This is a genomic window from Mesorhizobium sp. M0626, assembly GCF_040320665.1.
Taxonomy (GTDB): domain Bacteria; phylum Pseudomonadota; class Alphaproteobacteria; order Rhizobiales; family Rhizobiaceae; genus Mesorhizobium.
Genome location: NZ_JAMYQD010000019.1, coordinates 38,796 through 55,827, shown reverse-complemented (window position 1 = coordinate 55,827; position 17,032 = coordinate 38,796). Strand labels below are relative to the sequence as shown.

Sequence of the window (17,032 nt, the reverse complement as noted above, 5' to 3'; positions counted from 1 at the left end):
AACGACCATGGCTTTTCTGGAAATTGATGGGCTGAAGAAGCGCTTCGGGAATGTCGAGATCCTGAAGGGCATCGATGTCGAGCTCGAAAAGGGCGGCTTCCTGGTGCTGGTCGGCCCGTCCGGCTGCGGCAAGTCCACCTTGCTCAACACGATTGCCGGCCTGGAGCAGATCACCGAGGGCGAAATCCGCGTCGACGGCCGCGCCATCAACGATCTGCACCCATCCAAGCGCGACATCGCCATGGTGTTCCAGAGCTATGCGCTCTATCCGAACATGACGGTGGCCGGAAACATCTCCTTCGGCATGGAGATGCGCGGCGTGCCGGCCGACGAACGCCAAAAGGCGATCGACAAGGTGGCCAAGGTCCTGCAGATCGGCCACCTCCTGCAGCGCAAGCCGAGCCAGCTTTCCGGCGGCCAGCGCCAGCGCGTCGCCATGGGCCGGGCGCTGGTGCGCGACCCCAAGCTGTTCCTGTTCGACGAGCCTTTGTCCAACCTCGACGCCAAATTGCGCGTTGACATGCGCATCGAGATCAAGCGCCTGCATGCCACCACCGGCACAACCATCGTCTACGTCACCCACGACCAGATCGAGGCGATGACGCTGGCTACCAAGATCGCCGTCATGCGCGACGGCGAGGTGCAGCAGTTCGGCACCCCGGCCGAGATCTACAACAACCCGACCAATTTGTTCGTCGCCGACTTCATGGGTTCGCCAGCGATGAACCTGATCCCGGCGACCATTGCCACGTCGGGCAATGCGCTGTCCGTCGTGTTGGAGCGCGAGGCGCGCGAGCCGATCACGCTGCCGATGGCCAACGCGCCAGCGGGTCTTTCGGCATTCCAGGGCAAGCCGATCATCTTCGGCGTGCGCCCGGAAGCGCTGACCGATCCGGAAGGTGCGGAACGCAACGCCTCCAACATTGCCACTGCCGACCTGCACATCGAAGTGGTCGAGCCGGCAGGGTCCGACACGTTCGCGGTGACCAACCTCGGCGGCAAGGGCGTGGTGGCGCGGTTGCGGGCCGACGCCAACATCCAGCCGGGCACCAGCACGCCGCTCGCCTTCAACCTGACCAAGGCCGTGTTCTTCGATCCGGCGACCGAACACCGCATCCGCTGATCGAGATGGTCAGCCCCGATATCGTCATCATCGGCTCCGGTATCGGCGGCGCTACGATCGCCTCCGGTCTGGCGGGCAGCGGTGCCTCGATCCTGATGCTGGAGCGCGGTGAGCCCTTGACGGCAACGCCGCATGCCCGCGACACGCGCTCCATCTTCGTCGACGGCCACTACCGTCCGAAGGAGATGTGGCGCGAGGCCGGCGGTGCGGCCTTCAACCCCGGCAATTACTACTATGTCGGCGGCAATTCGAAATTCTACGGCGCGGTGCTGATCCGCTACCGCAAAGAGGATTTCGCCGCCATGGAGCACTTCGGTGGCGTCTCGCCGGCATGGCCGTTTTCCTACGATGAATTCGAGCCTTGGTATTCGAAAGCCGAGCAGCTGTTTCGCGTCCGCGGCTCGCTCGGCGAGGACCCGACCGAACCGTTCCACTCGATCCCCTATGCTTTCAAGCCGGTGCCCGACGAAGCGCCGATTGCCCGCGCCCGCGCTGAGTTGAAAGCCCTCGGCCTGCATCCGGCCTCGCTGCCGCTCGGCGTCGACATCGACAACTGGCTGAAAGAGGGCAAGACCGGCTGGGACGCATTCCCCAATACCGCCCAGGGCAAGGTCGATGCGCAGACCGGACCGCTGACGGCTGCACTCAAGGACAGCAATATCCGACTCGAAACCGGCTGCCATGTCGAATATCTCGAAGCGTCGTCCGACGGCAAAAGCATCGCTGCCGTTCACTACCGTCAGAATGGCGAGCTGAAGAAAGTCGCGCCGAAGCTGGTCATCCTGTCCGCCGGCGCGGTCAATTCCGCCGTCATCCTGCTGCGCTCGCCTTCATCAGACGGTAAAGGCCTCGCCAACAGCTCCGACCAGGTCGGCCGCAATTTCATGAACCATAATTCGAGCGCCATGCTGGCGATCGATCCGCGCCGCAGGAACGACAGCGTCTACCAGAAGACGCTGATGCTGAATGACTACTATCTCTCCGACGGCAAAGGCGGCAAGCCGCTCGGCAACGTCCAGCTGCTCGGCAAGATCGACGGCAACATGTTGAAGGCCAACGTCAAACGCGTGCCGAAATTCGCGCTCGATTACATGGCCGGTCACGCCGTCGACTGGTATCTGATGTGCGAGGATCTACCCGATCCGGAAAGCCGCATCATGGTCGACGGCAAGGACATCGTCATGCAATGGCGGCGCTCCAACATGCAGTCGCTGGACGGGCTGACCAGGGTGATGCGTGAGAACTTCCGCGCCTGCGGTTATCCCATCGTGCTGTCGCGTCCCTTCGACAAGCGCACGCCCTCGCACCAGTGCGGCACGGTGAAAATGGGCGACCATCCGGCGACGTCGCCGCTCGACCCTTTCTGCCGCGCCTTCGACCACCCGAACCTGTTCGTTGTCGACGCCAGTTTTTTGCCGAACTCGGCCGCCGTGAATCCGGCGCTGTCGATTGCGGCACAGGCGCTGCGCGTGGCCGAGCATATTCGCCGAACGGACCTCGCGGCATGACCCGCCCCGCAGCAATCGTCACCGGCGGTGCGCGCGGCATTGGGCTCGCCTGCGCCGAGGCGCTGGCCGGGGACGGCTTCGACATTTTGATCGCCGACCTTGCCGAACAAGCGCCGGACGAACTGGCCGCCAACATCACCGCACGGGGTGCGGAGTTCGCCTATGTCCGTTGTGATATCGCCAACCTCGAGGATCACACGGCCCTCGTCGACGCCGCCATACGTGCCTTCAGCCGCATCGACTGCCTCGTCAACAATGCCGGCATCGGCGCCGTGGTGCGCGGCGATCTGCTGGAGCTGAAGCCCGAGAATTTCGACCGTGCGCTGGACGTCAATTTGCGCGGCACAGTCTTCCTTAGCCAGGCCGTCGCCAAGGCGATGCTGGCGGCTCCCAGCAATCATCCGCGCTCGATCATCACCATCACCTCGGTCAGCGCCGATATGGCCTCGCCGGAACGCGCCGACTACTGCATCTCGAAAGCCGGCCTTTCGATGTGGGTGAAGAACCTGGCGCTACGGCTTGCGCCGGAAAACATCGGCGTGTTCGAACTGCGGCCGGGCATCATTCGCACCGACATGACCGCGAGCGTATCAGCCAAATACGACGCGCTTATCGACAGCGGCCTGGTGCCGGCAAAACGCTGGGGCGAAGCATCGGACATCGGCGCCGTGGTGGCGACGCTTGCCGCCGGCAAGCTCGGCTTTTCCACAGGCTCGATTATCAATGTCGACGGCGCGCTCTCCGTGCCTCGACTGTAGGTGGATAGGGTTATGACCGACTACATCATCGTAGGTGCCGGCCCGGCCGGCTGCGTTCTGGCCAACCGGCTGAGCGAGGATCCAGCGAACTCCGTGCTGCTGCTCGAGGCCGGCGGCAAGGACTGGCACCCCTACATCCACATGCCGGCGGGCTTTGCCAAGATGACCAAGGGCATCGCTTCCTGGGGCTGGTCGACCGTGCCGCAGAGGCACATGCAGGACCGCGTCTTCTGGTATACGCAGGCGAAGGTGGTCGGCGGCGGCTCGTCCATCAATGCCCAGATATACACGCGCGGCAACGCTCGCGACTACGACGCATGGGAGAAGGAAGAGGGCCTCGCGGGCTGGGGCTATCGCGACGTGCTGCCTTATTTCAAGCGCGCCGAGAACAACCAGCGCTTCGCCAACGATTTTCACGGCGACCAGGGGCCGCTCGGCGTGTCGAACCCTATTTCGCCGCTGCCGATTTGCGAAGCCTATTTCCGCGCCGGCCAAGAGATGGGCATCCCCTTCAACCCGGATTTCAACGGCGCTAGCCAGGAAGGCGTCGGCTACTACCAGCTGACCCAGAAGGACGCCCGGCGCTCATCCGCTTCGGTCGCCTATTTGAAGCCCATCCGCGCCCGCAAGAACCTGACGGTCCGAACCGATGTGCTGGTCACCCGCATCGTCGTCGAGAAAGGCCGCGCCACCGGCGTCGAGATCGTCGACAAACCCGGCGGCGAGAAGACCATCATGCGCGCCGAGCGCGAAGTGATCGTCTCGTCCGGCGCCATCGGTTCGCCGAAGCTGTTGATGCAGTCGGGCATCGGCCCGGCTGATCACCTGAAATCGGTCGGCGTGACGCCGGTGCATGATCTGCCCGGTGTCGGCTCCAACATGCAGGACCATCTCGATTTGTTCGTCATCGCCGAATGCACCGGCGACCACACCTATGACAACTACGCCAAGCTGCACCGCACCGCGTGGGCCGGCTTGCAGTATCTGCTGCTGAAGAAAGGGCCGGTCGCCTCCAGCCTGTTCGAGACCGGCGGCTTCTGGTACGCCGATCCTACCGCCGCCTCGCCCGACATCCAGTTCCATCTGGGACTCGGCTCCGGCATCGAGGCCGGCGTCGAGAGGTTGAAGAACCCCGGCGTGACCTTGAACTCGGCCTTCCTGCGCCCGCGCTCGCGCGGCACGGTGCGGCTGAGCAGCGCCGACCCGGCCGACCACCCGCTGATCGATCCCAACTATTGGTCGGACCCTTATGACCGCGCCATGTCGATCAAGGGCCTCAGGCTTGCGCGCGAGATCATGCGGCAGAAGGCGCTTGCACCTTACGTGTTGCGCGAGGTGCTGCCCGGACCATCGCTCGCCAGCGACGACGAGCTGATCGACTATGCCTGCCGCACCGCCAAGACCGACCATCACCCCGTGGGCACCTGCCGCATGGGCCATGACGATATGGCGGTGGTCACACCGGACCTGCGCCTGCGCGGCATCGAGGGCCTGCGCGTCTGCGATGCCTCGGTGATGCCGCGCGTGCCTTCCTCCAACACCAATGCGCCGACCATCATGGTCGGCGAAAAAGGCGCCGACATCATCCTCGGCCGCGAGCCGCTTCCGCCGGCGGTGTTCTCCGGCAATCGGGCCGCATAGCCACTTAGGAGAACGAACCAATGATCAGACACTGCGTCTTCGTACGCTTCCGCAGCGATGTGCCCGCCACCGAGCGCACGGCAATCCACGCCGATCTCGAAGCACTGCGCTCTGTTGTCGACGGCATGGACACGGTCCATTTCAGCACCAATGTCAGCCCGGAGCCGTTCGCGCGCGGCTTCAGCCATGCCTTCACCATCGACTTCCGCGATGCCGCCGCCCGCGACGCCTATCTCGTGCATGAAGCGCATCAGCGCGCCGGCGCCCGATTGGTCGCAGCGCTTGAAGGCGGCACCGACGGGCTGATGGTGTTCGATCTCGACATTACGAAAAAGTGACCGCGCTTCTTTCGAAAGCCGGCTGACGCCTGTTCTCTTTTGCGCCCCAAGGAACATATCGTTCTCCGGGGGCGCTTAGGAGGAACGTCGTGGCTCTCACCGCGCAGCAGAAGAAAACCGTCCTCGCCTCCTTCCTCGGCTGGACGCTCGACGCTTTTGATTTCTTCCTTCTGACCTTCCTGCTCACCGATATCGCAGCCGAATTCAACACCGACGTCCCGGCAGTCTCCAAGGCGTTGTTCCTGACGCTGGCGACACGCTTCATCGGCGCCTTCTTCTTCGGCAGGCTGGCCGACAAATATGGGCGCAAGCCCATTCTGATGCTCAACATCGTCAGCTATTCGGTGATCGGCGCGCTGGCTGCCTTCTCGCCCAATCTCGGCATTTTCCTCGCGCTGCGCGCTCTGTTCGGCATCGCCATGGGCGGCGAATGGGGGTTGGGCAGTTCGCTCGCCATGGAGTCCATTCCGCCCAGTGCCCGCGGCATGGTCTCGGGCATCCTGCAATGCGGCTATCCCACCGGCTACCTTCTGGCGGCAGTGGTTTACGGCGTGCTCTACCAGCAGACGATCGGTGGTTACACGATCGGCTGGCGCGCCATGTTCCTGCTCTCCTTCCTGCCGGCACTGATCGTGCTCTTCATCCGCTCGCATGTGCCGGAATCGCCGGCCTTCGTCGAGGCGCAGAAATCCGTCAGACCTGGCCTTCTTGAAACGCTGCAGAAGCACTGGGGCGTCGCCGTCTATGCGGTCGTGCTGATGATGTTCTTCAATTTCTTCAGCCACGGCACGCAGGACCTCTACCCGACCTTCCTCAAGAAGCAGCATGGCTTCGACCCGCACACGGTGAGCTGGATCACCATCGTCGCCAATATCGGCGCCATCGTCGGCGGGTTGGCGTTCGGCGCACTGTCGGAGAAGATCGGCCGCGTCAACGCGATAACGCTCGCCTGCCTGATTGCCTTGCCCTCGATTCCGCTCTGGGCCTTCAGCTCGACACCGTTCATGCTGGCCATCGGCGCCTTCGTCATGCAGGTCGCGGTGCAGGGCGCCTGGGGAGTCATCCCGGTGCATCTTAACGAGCTGTCGCCCGGCGCCGTGCGGGCAACCTTGCCCGGCTTCATCTACCAGGCCGGCAATCTCGCGGCGTCCTATGGCGGTCCCTACCAGGCCGGCATCGCCGAGGCGTCTGGAGGCAGCTATGGCTACGCGCTGGCGCTGTTTGCCGGCGTGGTCGCCGTCTGCATCATCCTCGTCATCCGCTTCAGTCCGGAACGGCGCGGACAGGTGATGACGGTGCTCGGCTGAAGTATCAGAATCTCAGCCCAGCCTGAGGGCCACGACACCGGCGACGATGCTGAGCGCGGCGGCGCCGCGCCAGCCTGTCATCTTCTCGCCGAGCGCGAAAACCGAGATCATCATGGCAAACAGGATCGACGTCTCGCGCAACGACGCCACCGAGGCGATCGGCGCCTTGGTCATCGCCCACATGACGATCCAGTAGGCCGCGCCGCTGAGCACGCCGGTGAACAGGCCTGCCTTCCAGTCACGCGCCAGCACGGGCAGCGCCTTGGGCCCGCGAAAGATGAGGCACAGCACCAGCGCCCACGTGGCATCGCAGATGAACAGCCATGCGGCATAGCTCGTTGCCGTTGCGGCCAGCCGCGCGCCGCTGCCGTCGGAGAGCGTATAGCTGGATATGAAGATCGAAGTGCCGAGCGCAAAGCCGACCGCCCGCACATTGATCCGCTCCAGATGCGCGCCGCCGCGAAACGACATCACCAGCGTGCCGGCCGACAGCAGCAGGATGCCGAGGATGGCGAACGGCGCCGGCATCTCCTGCACCACGACAACGCCGCCGAGGGCGGTCAAAAGCGGCGCCGTGCCGCGCGCCAGCGGATAGGTCTGGGCGAAATCGCCGGCCTTGTAGGCGCCGATCAGGAAGGTCCGGTAGCCCATGTGAAAGAGCACCGAGGCGATGATAAAGGGCCATACCGCGGCCTTTGGAAACTCGACGAAGGGCAGCACGAACAGTGCGGCAAAACCCATGCCCAGCGTCATCAGCGTGATCGACAGGAAGCGATCGAGATGCACCTTGACCAGCGCGTTCCAGATCGCGTGCATGGCGGCGGCGGCAAGCACCGCGAAAAAGACGAAAAGCGTCATCGAGGGCTCACCGATCTCCCGAGCTCAAAGGCGTTTCGAGATCGATATCGATCCGGACCGGAAAATGGTCTGAAGCGATCTCGCCTATATCGGCACTGACCGAGCGCACACGGTCCGCGAACATACCGCCGACGAAGCAATGGTCGAGCCGGCGTTTTGCCACTTTCCCGTCGATCGTTTTCACATGGGTGTGGAAATCGGCAGCCGGCTCGCTAGCGACGGCAGCGGCATCAACAAAGCCGTCGAGATAAGCTGCCCCGCGATGATAGGGCGTGCTGCCGACGATGCGGCTGTATTCGGCGCTGCCCGGCTCCATGTTGAAATCGCCCATCCAGATCGCAGCTGTCGGGTTTTCCGGCTCTGCCTCGCCACTGGTCCAGTTGCGCGAAGGCTCATCGTCCGCGCCGCTCCACGGGCCGCCCTCGGACGGCGCGCGGCGATGCTCGGCCAAGAGATAGTCGATCTGCTCCAGACGCTCCTCCGCCGCGATATGGGCGAGATGCAGCGACACGACCCTTACCGGTCCGGCCGGCGTGCGGATCATGCATTCGAGCGCGGCGTTGCGCGTGTTGAGCGGCCGCAGCGTGCGGCGCATCGGCAGCGCGTGCAGCCGCGACCAGGCGATCGGCAATTTCGACAGAAGCATTGTGCCAAACTGCCGGCGGCGGTTGACGAGCCGGCCGTCGCGGCGCTCGCTGGCATCCATGTCGAAGGCCGGGCCATAGACCCAGTGGTAACCGGGTAGCAGGCGGGAAAGCAGCTCCGGCTGGTCGTCCTCATTGGTGCGCTGCCAATGCCGCTCGACCTCCTGCAGCGCGATGATATCGGCGCCGTCGACCAGCTTGGTGCAGCGCGAAAGATCGTAACGGCCATCGCCGCCGAACCCGTACTGGATGTTGTAGCTGACCAGCTTCATTGCTTATCCGGCTCAATTTCGCTTTGGCAGTAGCGGTTCGGCAGACGGGTTGCAATGTACCGGCACGACGGCGGAACTGGGCCAGCGTCTATGATGTGGTCAGCGGCTGGAACCGGCCCGCCGGCGATGCCGCCAGTTCGGCCCAGTCGATCTCTTCCTCCAGCCGGTGGTAGGCTTCGTCGCCGATCGTGCCGTTGCTGCGCAACTCCTCGAGCGTGTCGCGCTGGCGGTTGATGGCATAGAGGCGCAGCCGGTCGTATTCGGTCGCGGCCTGAGCGTCCTCCGGGTTTTCCGCAATCAGGCGCTGCGCTTCATACTGTTCGCGCACGACGGCGGCGGCCGCAGATGTCTTGCGGCTCAGCACGTCCAGTGCTGCCTGCATGATGGCGACGCGCGCCTGCGCCACCTCATTGTCGACGGTTCTATCGGGGTCGAAGTTGATCCAGCGCAGCAGCGGCTTCAGCGTCATGCCTTGCAGCACCAGCGTGCCCAGCACCACCGCGAAGGCGGCAAGCACGATCGGGTCGCGGCCGGGAAAATCGGCCGGCAGCGCAATGGCCACCACCAGCGTCACCAACCCACGCATGCCGCACCAGCCGACAATGACGGCGCCGCCGAACGTCGGCAATTCCCGCCTTGCCTCTTGGCTGCCGAAGCGGGCAAGCCACCGGATGATCGCGACGTAACTCGCCACCCAGACAAGGCGCGCGACGATAACGACGACCAGCACCGTTGCGGCGAAAAGGAATGCTTCGCCTTGCCCGTCGCCGGCCAGCCTGCCAACGATCGTGCGTGCCTGCAGGCCCATCAGCACGAAAGCCAGCACGTTGAGCACGAACACCGCCGACTCCCAGACCGAATAGGTGCTGACGCGGCGTCTCGCCGACGACTGGCGCGGCGCCCTGCGCGCAATGGTCATGGCATAGACGACGATGGTGATGATGGCGGAAAGGCCGAGCCTGTCGGCGATGATCCACACGGCGAAGGTTCCGGCAAACTGCACCACCGTGCTGCTCGCCGCATCCTCGATGCGGCCGAGCGCCAGCAGCGAGACGCGGCCAAACAGATAGCCCGCGATCACACTGCCGATCGTTGCCAGCAGGATCACCGGAACGGCGTTGCTGAGCATGATCGTGCCAAGCGCCGCCGAAACCGCCAGCCGGTAGATCAGCAGCGCCGTGGCATCGTTGAGCAGGCTCTCGCCCTGCAGGATGGCGGTGATGCGGTGCGGTACCTTGAACTGGCTGAGCACGGCGGATGCGGCCACCGCATCCGGTGGCGCGACGATGGCGCCAAGCGCGATTGCCGCCGCGATCGGCAGGCCGGCCATCTTCCAGCCGACCAAGGCAACCACCACGGTGGTGAAGACCACGGCGCCTAGCGCGAGCAACGCGAGCGACAGCCGGTAGCGCTTGAGGTCGCGCAGCGACGTGTCATAGGCGGCGTCGAGAAGCACCGGCGCGATGAACAGGGCAAGCGCCAGCTCCGGATCGATCTCGATCGTCGGCGCACCGGGTACGAAGGCAATCGCGACGCCGGCCAGAGCCAGCAGGGACGGATAGGGAATTTCCAGCCGCCGCGACAGCGCCGTCAGCGCGACGGCAGCCAGAAGCAGGATGAGGGTAAGTTCGAATAGCGCCATGGCCCATCGTAGCGGCGAAGCGGCATCATGGGCAGTGGCTGGATGGCAAGATGCTGTTGATTGTCCAGCAAACGCCCGACCTTGGCAGGATACGGCCGTTCATCGCGCTGGCCTGATTCGACCGTCTCGGTTCCCTTGGGATGCTGCTTTTACTAGTGCAGCACCAGCATGTCGCTCGATGAAAACGATATCTCCGCCTTCTCGCCAACAGCCGGCGGTGGTGTGGCCGGGCTGTTGAAGGTGTCGAGCGACACCGTGTTGCCGCCGATGCCGACGCGAACGCGGATCACCGAGCCGAGGAAGTGCACTTCGGAGATTTCGCCCGACAGGCTTGAATCGCGACCGGGCTGGCGCCCTAGCGAAATCGCCTCGGGACGCAGCGCCAGCGACAGGGTGTCACCGGACTTCGAGCCGTTGAGCTTGCCCTTGAGCGAGACTTCCTGCGTGTTGACTTGCACCGTGCCGGCCGCGGCGTCAGTGACCTTGCCTTCGAGCACGTTCAGCGTGCCGACGAAATTGGCGACGAACTTGGTCGCCGGCCGGTTGTAGATCTCGAACGGCGTGCCGACCTGCTCGGCCTTGCCGCCATACATCACCGCGATGCGGTCGGAGATCGACAGCGCCTCTTCCTGGTCATGGGTGACGAAGATGGTGGTGATGCCGAGCTTCTTCTGGATCGAGCGGATTTCCTCGCGCAACGACACACGTACTTTGGCATCGAGCGCCGACAGCGGCTCGTCGAGAAGAAGCAGCTTCGGCTTCGGCGCAATGGCACGCGCCAGCGCGATACGCTGCTGCTGGCCGCCCGAGAGCTGATAGGGATAGCGGTCTGCCATCTGCGGCAACTTGATGATGTCGAGCATCTCGGCCACGCGTCTGTCGATGTCCGCCTTGGGCATGCCGGCGACCTTCAGGCCAAAGCCGATGTTTTGCGCCACCGTCAGGTTGGGGAACAGCGCATAGGCTTGGAACACCATGCCGACATTGCGCTGGTTGGGCTTTAGCCTCGTGATGTCCTTGCCTGCGACGACGATCTTGCCCGCCGACGGCTCTTCGAAACCGGCGACCATGCGCAGCACGGTGGTCTTGCCGCAACCCGATGGCCCAAGGAAGGAAACGAACTCGCCCGGCTCGACATCAAGATTGAAATCTTCGACCACGGTGGTGGCGCCGAAGGATTTTCGCACATGCTGGATGGAGAGGAATGGTTCGGCCATGGCTTTTTCTTTCGATCAGTACTTTGTCGATCAGTTCGGGCGGTTCGCCGATCTCGGCGCGAAACGGGACAGGATCTGGATCAGCGACATACAGCCCCAGGTGATGGCGAAGGCGATGATGGCAAGCGCCGCCGGCTCATAGGCGCGGTTGGCGCCAACGTTTTGCAGATAGGGGCCGAAGGCGGGCCGGTTGAGCAAGCTGGCCATGGTGAATTCGCCAATGACGATGGCGAAGGTAAGGAAGGCGCCCGACAGCACGGCGATCAGCACATTGGGCAGGATCACACGACCAATGATCGTGCCCCAACCGGCGCCAAGGATCTGCGCCGCTTCGGTCAGCGTCCTGACGTCGATGGTGCGCAGTCCGGTATCGACCGCGCGATACATGTAGGGCAGCGCCAACATTGCATAGCCGATGACCAGCAAGGCATTTGTGCCCATGTCGGTCGCCAGGAACGGCAGCGGCGAATTCGAACCGTACATCCTGATATAGCCGAAGACGATGACGATGGCGGGAATGACCAGCGGCAGCAGCGTGATGAACTCTACGATCGGCCGCAGTTGCGGCAGGCGCAGTCGAATCCAGTAGGCGGCGGGCACCACGATCAACACGCCCAGAATGATGGTGAAGATGGCGGCAAGCACTGAGTAGCCAAAGGTCGCCTGAAAACGAGGGTCGCCAAGCACGATCTGATAGGCGTCGAAGGAATAAGCGCCGCGCCGCATGCGCAAGGAAAATTCCACCGTCGCGATCAGCGGAATGAAGAAATAGGCCGCGCCCAGCCCGAAGACGACCCAGGCCCAGAATTTTCCGGACTTCATTTCAGCCACCTCTCCGAGCGCGTCCGGAACCAAATGTAGAAGACATTGGCCAGCCCGGTGATGACGATCATGCCGAAGGCGATCGCATAGCCGAGATGGGCATTGTGCAGCACGTCACCGCGTATCTGCGCATAGAGCAGGATCGGCACGATGTTGAGTGAAGAGCCGGTCAGCGCATAGGCGGTGGCGATGGCGCCGAAGGCATTGGCGAAGAGCAGGATGACCGTGCCGAGGAAACTCGGCCAGATCACCGGGATGACCACCATGCGCCAGTATTGCGTCTGGGTGGCGCCAAGCGTCGCCGCAGCCTCGCCCCACTCCTTCTTCAAGCCGTCGATCGCCGGCGTGATGATGACCACCATTAGGGGAATCTGGAAATAGACATAGGTCAGCGTCAGGCCCCAGAACGATAGGATGTTGAAGCCGTGCGCATAAATGTTGAGGCCGAACACGGTGTTGAGCAGCACCGTGGCAAGGCCCAGCCGGCCGAGCGTGGCGATAAAGGCGAAAGCCAGCGGTACGCCGGCGAAATTGGAAGCCACGCCGGAGAATGTCAGCGTCGCCGAACGTATCCAATCCGGCAGGCCGCCGCGCACGATGGCGATGGCGATGCCGAGACCTGCGAAGGCGCCGATCAGCGACGAGGAAAGGCTGACCTTGAGCGAGATCCAGTAGGCGGCGACAATCGATGGCTGCGCCAGTGCTGCTATGTTTTCGAACGTGAATTCGCCGGCATCGTTCTGGAATGCACCCAGCATCAGATAAAGCGTGGGTAGGATCAGGAACATGATGGCGAAGATGAAGAATGGCGCAACGCCGAGCCATTGCGTCGGCAGTCGCATTGCACGCGCCTCGCTGGGGGGCGCGGTCTTCCCGGCAACTGCGTGATCGGAAAGCGAGATATCTGTCATGCGCCGGCTACCGTCTCCGAGGAACACCGGGCGGCCGCGAGGCCGCCCGGTTGGTTTCAAGCCTTACTTGAAGTTGGCGCCGACGACGGCATCCCAGTTCTTGGTGACGGCTTCCTTTGCCTTGCCCTGCTCGTCCAGCGTCGGGAACACCGCGGCAGCGTAAGCCTCGGCCGGCGGCAGCTTGGCCATCACGTCCGCCGGGAGCTTGCCGTTCTTGGCAAGATCGTTGAAGCGGATCGGGTGGCAATAGCCCTTCAGCCAGCCGATCTGGCCTTCGTCGGAGTAGAGATACTCCAGCCAGAGCTTGGCAGCGTTCGGATGCGGTGCGAAAGCACTGATCGCCTGCACATAGACGCCGGCAACGACACCGGTCTTGGGCACGACGACGTCGACGGGCGGATTGCCCTTCAGCGTGTCGCGACCGGCAAGTGCATTGTAATCCCAGGTCACCAGGATCGGCGTCTGGCCTTGTGCCAGGGTCGCCGGTTTGCCGATGACCGGCACGAAATTGCCGGCGGCGTTAAGCTTCTTGAAGAAGTCGAGACCAGCAGTGCCAGCAGCTTCGCCGGCAGCCGCACCACCGGAAATGCCGGCCGCGTAGACGGCCTGGATGGCCTGGTTCGAGGCGCGCGGGTCGCCGGCAAGCGCCACGGTGTTGGCGAATTCCGGCTTCAGCAGGTCAGCCCAGTCAGCAGGCGCTTCCTTGACGAGGTCCTTGTTCACCAGGAAGGATAGCACGCCATAGTAGTCGCCGGTCCAGTAACCATCGGCATCCTTGGCGCTGTCGGGGATCGAGTCCCAGGTCGACACTTTGTAGGGCTGGATCAGGCCGTCAGCCTTGGCGGTCGGGCCGAAGGACAGGCCAACGTCGATGACGTCGGGCGCCTGCGGGCCCTTGTTGTCCTTGTTGGCCTTGATCGCCTCGACCTCGTCGCCGGAGCCGGCATCGGGGTTGAGTTCGTTGATGGTGATCTCAGGATACTTTGCCTTGAAGCCGTCGATGACGGCGCCGTAGCCGCACCAGTCATGCGGCAGCGCGATGGTCGTGAGCTGGCCTTCCTTCTTCGCAGCGGCAACCAGTTCATCCATGGACTGGGCCGACGAGATAGCAGAGGTCGCCATGAGGGCGACGGCCGAAAGGGAAAGCACTTTCCCTGTGAACTTGAACATGTGTTCTCTCCGTTGAACTGGCGTCCTGGACGCCTGCGATGCGGTATCGGTTTCATATGACAGCCAGATGAAAGCTTTTTGAAACTGGCCCCCGGCGGTACGAAAAGTTAACTCTTTTTAACCGGCTGTAGCAATTAGCCTCGACTTAATTTCCCGGCTAATGGTTTATTGCCTTGCTTTTTGCCCCCTTGCCCTTCCTTTCCCTTCGTTTTTAGATCACGTCCGGCGCAGAAACCGCCTCAGACAGTGCCGGCGATAGTGTTCTCGAGCAGCGTCAGCGCCGCCTTTTTGGTCAGCCTGACCGGGTTGCCGCCGGCGGTCGGATCGACCACCGCCATGTCGGCGATCAGCCCTTTGCGCTTCTTGTCCATGTCGAGCCCCTTGATCAGATCGGGCAGCGCATGCGGCACCTTCAATTCCTTGCGCAGCTTGATGATCGCTTTGGCAAAGCCGTCGAAGCCACCCTTGATGCCGCAATAGGCAGCGAGCCGGGCAATCCGCTCCTCGATGGAGTCGCGATTGAAGGCCAAGACATAGGGCATGAACACCGCATTCGTCATGCCGTGATGGGTGTCGTAGAGCGCGCCGATCGGATGCGACAGCGAGTGGATGGCGCCAAGACCCTTCTGGAAGGCGGCAGCACCCATGGCGGCCGCACTCATCATGTGGGCGCGCGCGACAAGGTCCTTGCCGTTGGCGTAGGCCTTGGGCAGGTTCTCGAACACCAGGCGCACACCTTCCACCGCAATGCCGTCGGCCATCGGGTGATAGCCCGGCGCGCAATAGGCTTCGAGGCAGTGCGCCAGCGCATCCATACCGGTGCCGGCGGTGATGAAGCCGGGCATGCCGACCGACAGTTCCGGATCGGCAATGACGATTGCCGGCAAAAGCTTCGGATGGAAGATCACCTTCTTAGTGTGCGTCGCCTCATTGGTGATGACGCCGGCACGCCCGACTTCCGAGCCTGTGCCGGCAGTGGTCGGCACGGCTATGATCGGCGCGATGGCATCCGAATTGGCGCGCGTCCACCAGTCGCCGACATCCTCAAAGTCCCAGATCGGCCGCGTCTGGCCAGCCTGGAACGCGATCAGCTTGCCGAGATCGAGCGCTGAACCGCCGCCGAAGGCGATGACGCCGTCATGCTTGCCCTTCTTGAACACGGCGATCCCGGCGGTGAGGTTGGAATCGACCGGGTTCGGCTTCACCTCGGAGAACACGCCATAGGATACCTTGGCGTCGTCGAGGATTTTCAGCGTCGAAGCGACGACCGGCAGTTTCGCCAACCCCGGATCGGTGACGAAAAGCGGCCGCTTAATGCCGGTGGCCGCGAGCACCTCAGGCAGTTCCTTGATGCGCCCGGCACCGAAGCGGACGGTGGTCGGGTAGTTCCATTTGGAGATCAGCTTGGACATGTCTTGTCTTTCAAAAAATCAGATGGCTTCGCGCAGATGGAAGGATTTCGGCCGGGTCAGATTGTCGTAGCCGAGCGCCGAAAGGGCGACGCCTTTGCCGGTGTCCTTGACGCCGGTCCAGACCAGCGCCGGATCGAGGTAGTCGCAGCGGTTCATGAACACGGTGCCGGTCTCGACGCGGTCGCCGATCGCCACCGCATGCTCGATATCGCCGGTCCAGATCGAAGCGGTCAGCCCGTAGGGGCTGTCGTTCATCAGCGCGATCGCCTCCTCGTCGTTACGCACCTTCATGATGCCGACGATCGGGCCAAAACTTTCCTCGCGCATGACGCTCATCTGGTGGTCGACGCCGGTCAGCACTTCCGGCGCCAGATAGGGCGAGCCGGCCTTGTCGTTAGCCACCTTCATACTGATGTGTGCGATTGCACCCTTGCGCAGCGCCTCGGCCTTCTGCTCGCGGATCAGGTCGGCAAAGCGCGCCTGCGCCATCGGCCCCATTGTCGTCGCCTGTTCCAGCGGATTGCCGACGACATAATTCTTCGTCTCGGCGATGAAACCTTCGACGAACTGGTCGTAGACCTTCTCATGCACATAGACGCGCTCGATGCCGCAGCAGCACTGGCCGGAATTGTAGAAGGCGCCGTCGACCAGATTGGCCACCGCATGGTCGAGCTTGGCGTCGGGCAGCACATAGGCCGGATCCTTGCCGCCGAGTTCGAGCCCGAGCGTCATGAAGGTGCCGACCGCCGCCTTCTCGATGGCGCGGCCGCCGCCGACCGAACCGGTGAAATTGACATGGTCGATCTTGCCCGAGCCGAGCAGCTTTTCGGTCTGGGAATGGTTCAGCACGACATTCTGGAACACGCCCTTGGGCAGCCCAATTTTGTCGAACGCCTGCTGGAACCGTTCGCCGACCAGCAGCGTCTGCGCCGCATGTTTGAGGATAACGGTATTGCCGGCCATCAGTGCCGGCACGATGGTGTTGACGGCGGTCAGATAGGGATAGTTCCACGGCGCGATCACCATGACGACGCCGAGCGGATCCTTCTTCACATAGCGTCGGAAGCCGTCCTTCGGGTTGGATGCCGGCACGGATTTCAGCGCGGCTTCAGCGATCTCGACCATGTAATTGGTGCGTTCCCTGACGCCGCCGAACTCGCCGCCATAGCGCACCGGTCGCCCCATCTGCCAGGCGATCTCCGGCACGATCTCGTCGGTCATCGCGACCAGCGCTTCGAGCATCGCCAGCATAAATTTGCCGCGCTCGACGATCGGCGTCAGCGCCCACTTCTCCTGCGCCGCCTTGGCGCGCTCGACCGCGGCATTGATCGCCTGGTCGGTCGCGATTGGCCGCTCGGCGTAAATGGAACCATCGATGGGCGACTTGAGTTTTACGGTTTCCAAAGGAT

General features: G+C 63.2%; 15 protein-coding genes. 6 read left to right on the top strand and 9 right to left on the bottom strand.

The features are described from left to right. Positions 1 to 7 precede the first annotated feature (7 nt). The 6 genes from NKI37_RS24085 (at position 8) to NKI37_RS24060 (ending at position 6,675) form a co-directional block, all read left to right on the top strand. Positions 8 to 1,123: an ABC transporter ATP-binding protein gene (locus NKI37_RS24085; protein WP_023671180.1), complete on the top strand. Its 1,116-nt coding sequence runs from the start codon at positions 8 to 10 to the stop codon at positions 1,121 to 1,123. Between the two features lie 5 nt (positions 1,124 to 1,128). Continuing rightward, a complete protein-coding gene (locus NKI37_RS24080) occupies positions 1,129 to 2,631 on the top strand; it encodes a GMC oxidoreductase (RefSeq protein ID WP_023671179.1) in 1,503 nt (500 codons plus the stop codon). After that, positions 2,628 to 3,389: a 3-ketoacyl-ACP reductase gene (locus NKI37_RS24075; protein WP_023671178.1), complete on the top strand. Its 762-nt coding sequence runs from the start codon at positions 2,628 to 2,630 to the stop codon at positions 3,387 to 3,389. The genes NKI37_RS24080 and NKI37_RS24075 overlap by 4 nt, the downstream gene beginning before the upstream one ends. Before the next feature lie 12 nt (positions 3,390 to 3,401). After that, positions 3,402 to 5,030, top strand: coding sequence for a GMC family oxidoreductase (locus NKI37_RS24070; protein WP_023671177.1), 1,629 nt, complete (start codon positions 3,402 to 3,404; stop codon positions 5,028 to 5,030). A gap of 20 nt (positions 5,031 to 5,050) precedes the next feature. Next, positions 5,051 to 5,368, top strand: a complete 318-nt coding sequence (locus NKI37_RS24065) for a Dabb family protein (protein ID WP_023683219.1) — start codon at positions 5,051 to 5,053, stop codon at positions 5,366 to 5,368. Positions 5,369 to 5,457: 89 nt separating this feature from the next. After that, a complete protein-coding gene (locus NKI37_RS24060; protein ID WP_023725203.1) occupies positions 5,458 to 6,675 on the top strand; it encodes an MFS transporter in 1,218 nt (405 codons plus the stop codon). 12 nt (positions 6,676 to 6,687) lie between these two features. Here NKI37_RS24060 and NKI37_RS24055 read toward each other — a convergent pair whose 3' ends face one another. The 9 genes from NKI37_RS24055 to NKI37_RS24015 form a co-directional block, all read right to left on the bottom strand. Beyond that, positions 6,688 to 7,533, bottom strand: coding sequence for an EamA family transporter (locus NKI37_RS24055; RefSeq protein ID WP_023683217.1), 846 nt, complete (start codon positions 7,531 to 7,533; stop codon positions 6,688 to 6,690). Between the two features lie 7 nt (positions 7,534 to 7,540). Further along, positions 7,541 to 8,449 (bottom strand): endonuclease/exonuclease/phosphatase family protein, encoded by a 909-nt coding sequence (locus tag NKI37_RS24050; RefSeq protein WP_352788517.1) that lies wholly within the window; start codon positions 8,447 to 8,449, stop codon positions 7,541 to 7,543. A gap of 88 nt (positions 8,450 to 8,537) precedes the next feature. Beyond that, on the bottom strand, positions 8,538 to 10,091 hold the full coding sequence (locus NKI37_RS24045; RefSeq protein WP_023704038.1) for a cation:proton antiporter: 1,554 nt from the start codon (positions 10,089 to 10,091) through the stop codon (positions 8,538 to 8,540). A 152-nt stretch (positions 10,092 to 10,243) separates the two neighbouring features. After that, positions 10,244 to 11,308 (bottom strand): ABC transporter ATP-binding protein, encoded by a 1,065-nt coding sequence (locus tag NKI37_RS24040; RefSeq protein ID WP_023683214.1) that lies wholly within the window; start codon positions 11,306 to 11,308, stop codon positions 10,244 to 10,246. A gap of 30 nt (positions 11,309 to 11,338) precedes the next feature. After that, positions 11,339 to 12,130, bottom strand: a complete 792-nt coding sequence (locus tag NKI37_RS24035) for an ABC transporter permease (RefSeq protein WP_023671171.1) — start codon at positions 12,128 to 12,130, stop codon at positions 11,339 to 11,341. Next, positions 12,127 to 13,041 carry an ABC transporter permease gene (locus tag NKI37_RS24030; protein WP_352788514.1) on the bottom strand — a complete coding sequence of 305 codons (915 nt, stop codon included), beginning with the start codon at positions 13,039 to 13,041 and terminating at the stop codon, positions 12,127 to 12,129. The genes NKI37_RS24035 and NKI37_RS24030 overlap by 4 nt, the downstream gene beginning before the upstream one ends. A 63-nt stretch (positions 13,042 to 13,104) precedes the next feature. After that, entirely contained in the window at positions 13,105 to 14,211 is a 1,107-nt protein-coding gene (locus tag NKI37_RS24025; RefSeq protein WP_352794576.1) for an ABC transporter substrate-binding protein, read from the bottom strand. Between the two features lie 239 nt (positions 14,212 to 14,450). Continuing rightward, entirely contained in the window at positions 14,451 to 15,623 is a 1,173-nt protein-coding gene (locus NKI37_RS24020; RefSeq protein WP_023683212.1) for an iron-containing alcohol dehydrogenase, read from the bottom strand. Positions 15,624 to 15,641: 18 nt separating this feature from the next. Continuing rightward, positions 15,642 to 17,027, bottom strand: a complete 1,386-nt coding sequence (locus NKI37_RS24015; protein WP_023817251.1) for an aldehyde dehydrogenase family protein — start codon at positions 17,025 to 17,027, stop codon at positions 15,642 to 15,644. Positions 17,028 to 17,032: the final 5 nt, after the last annotated feature.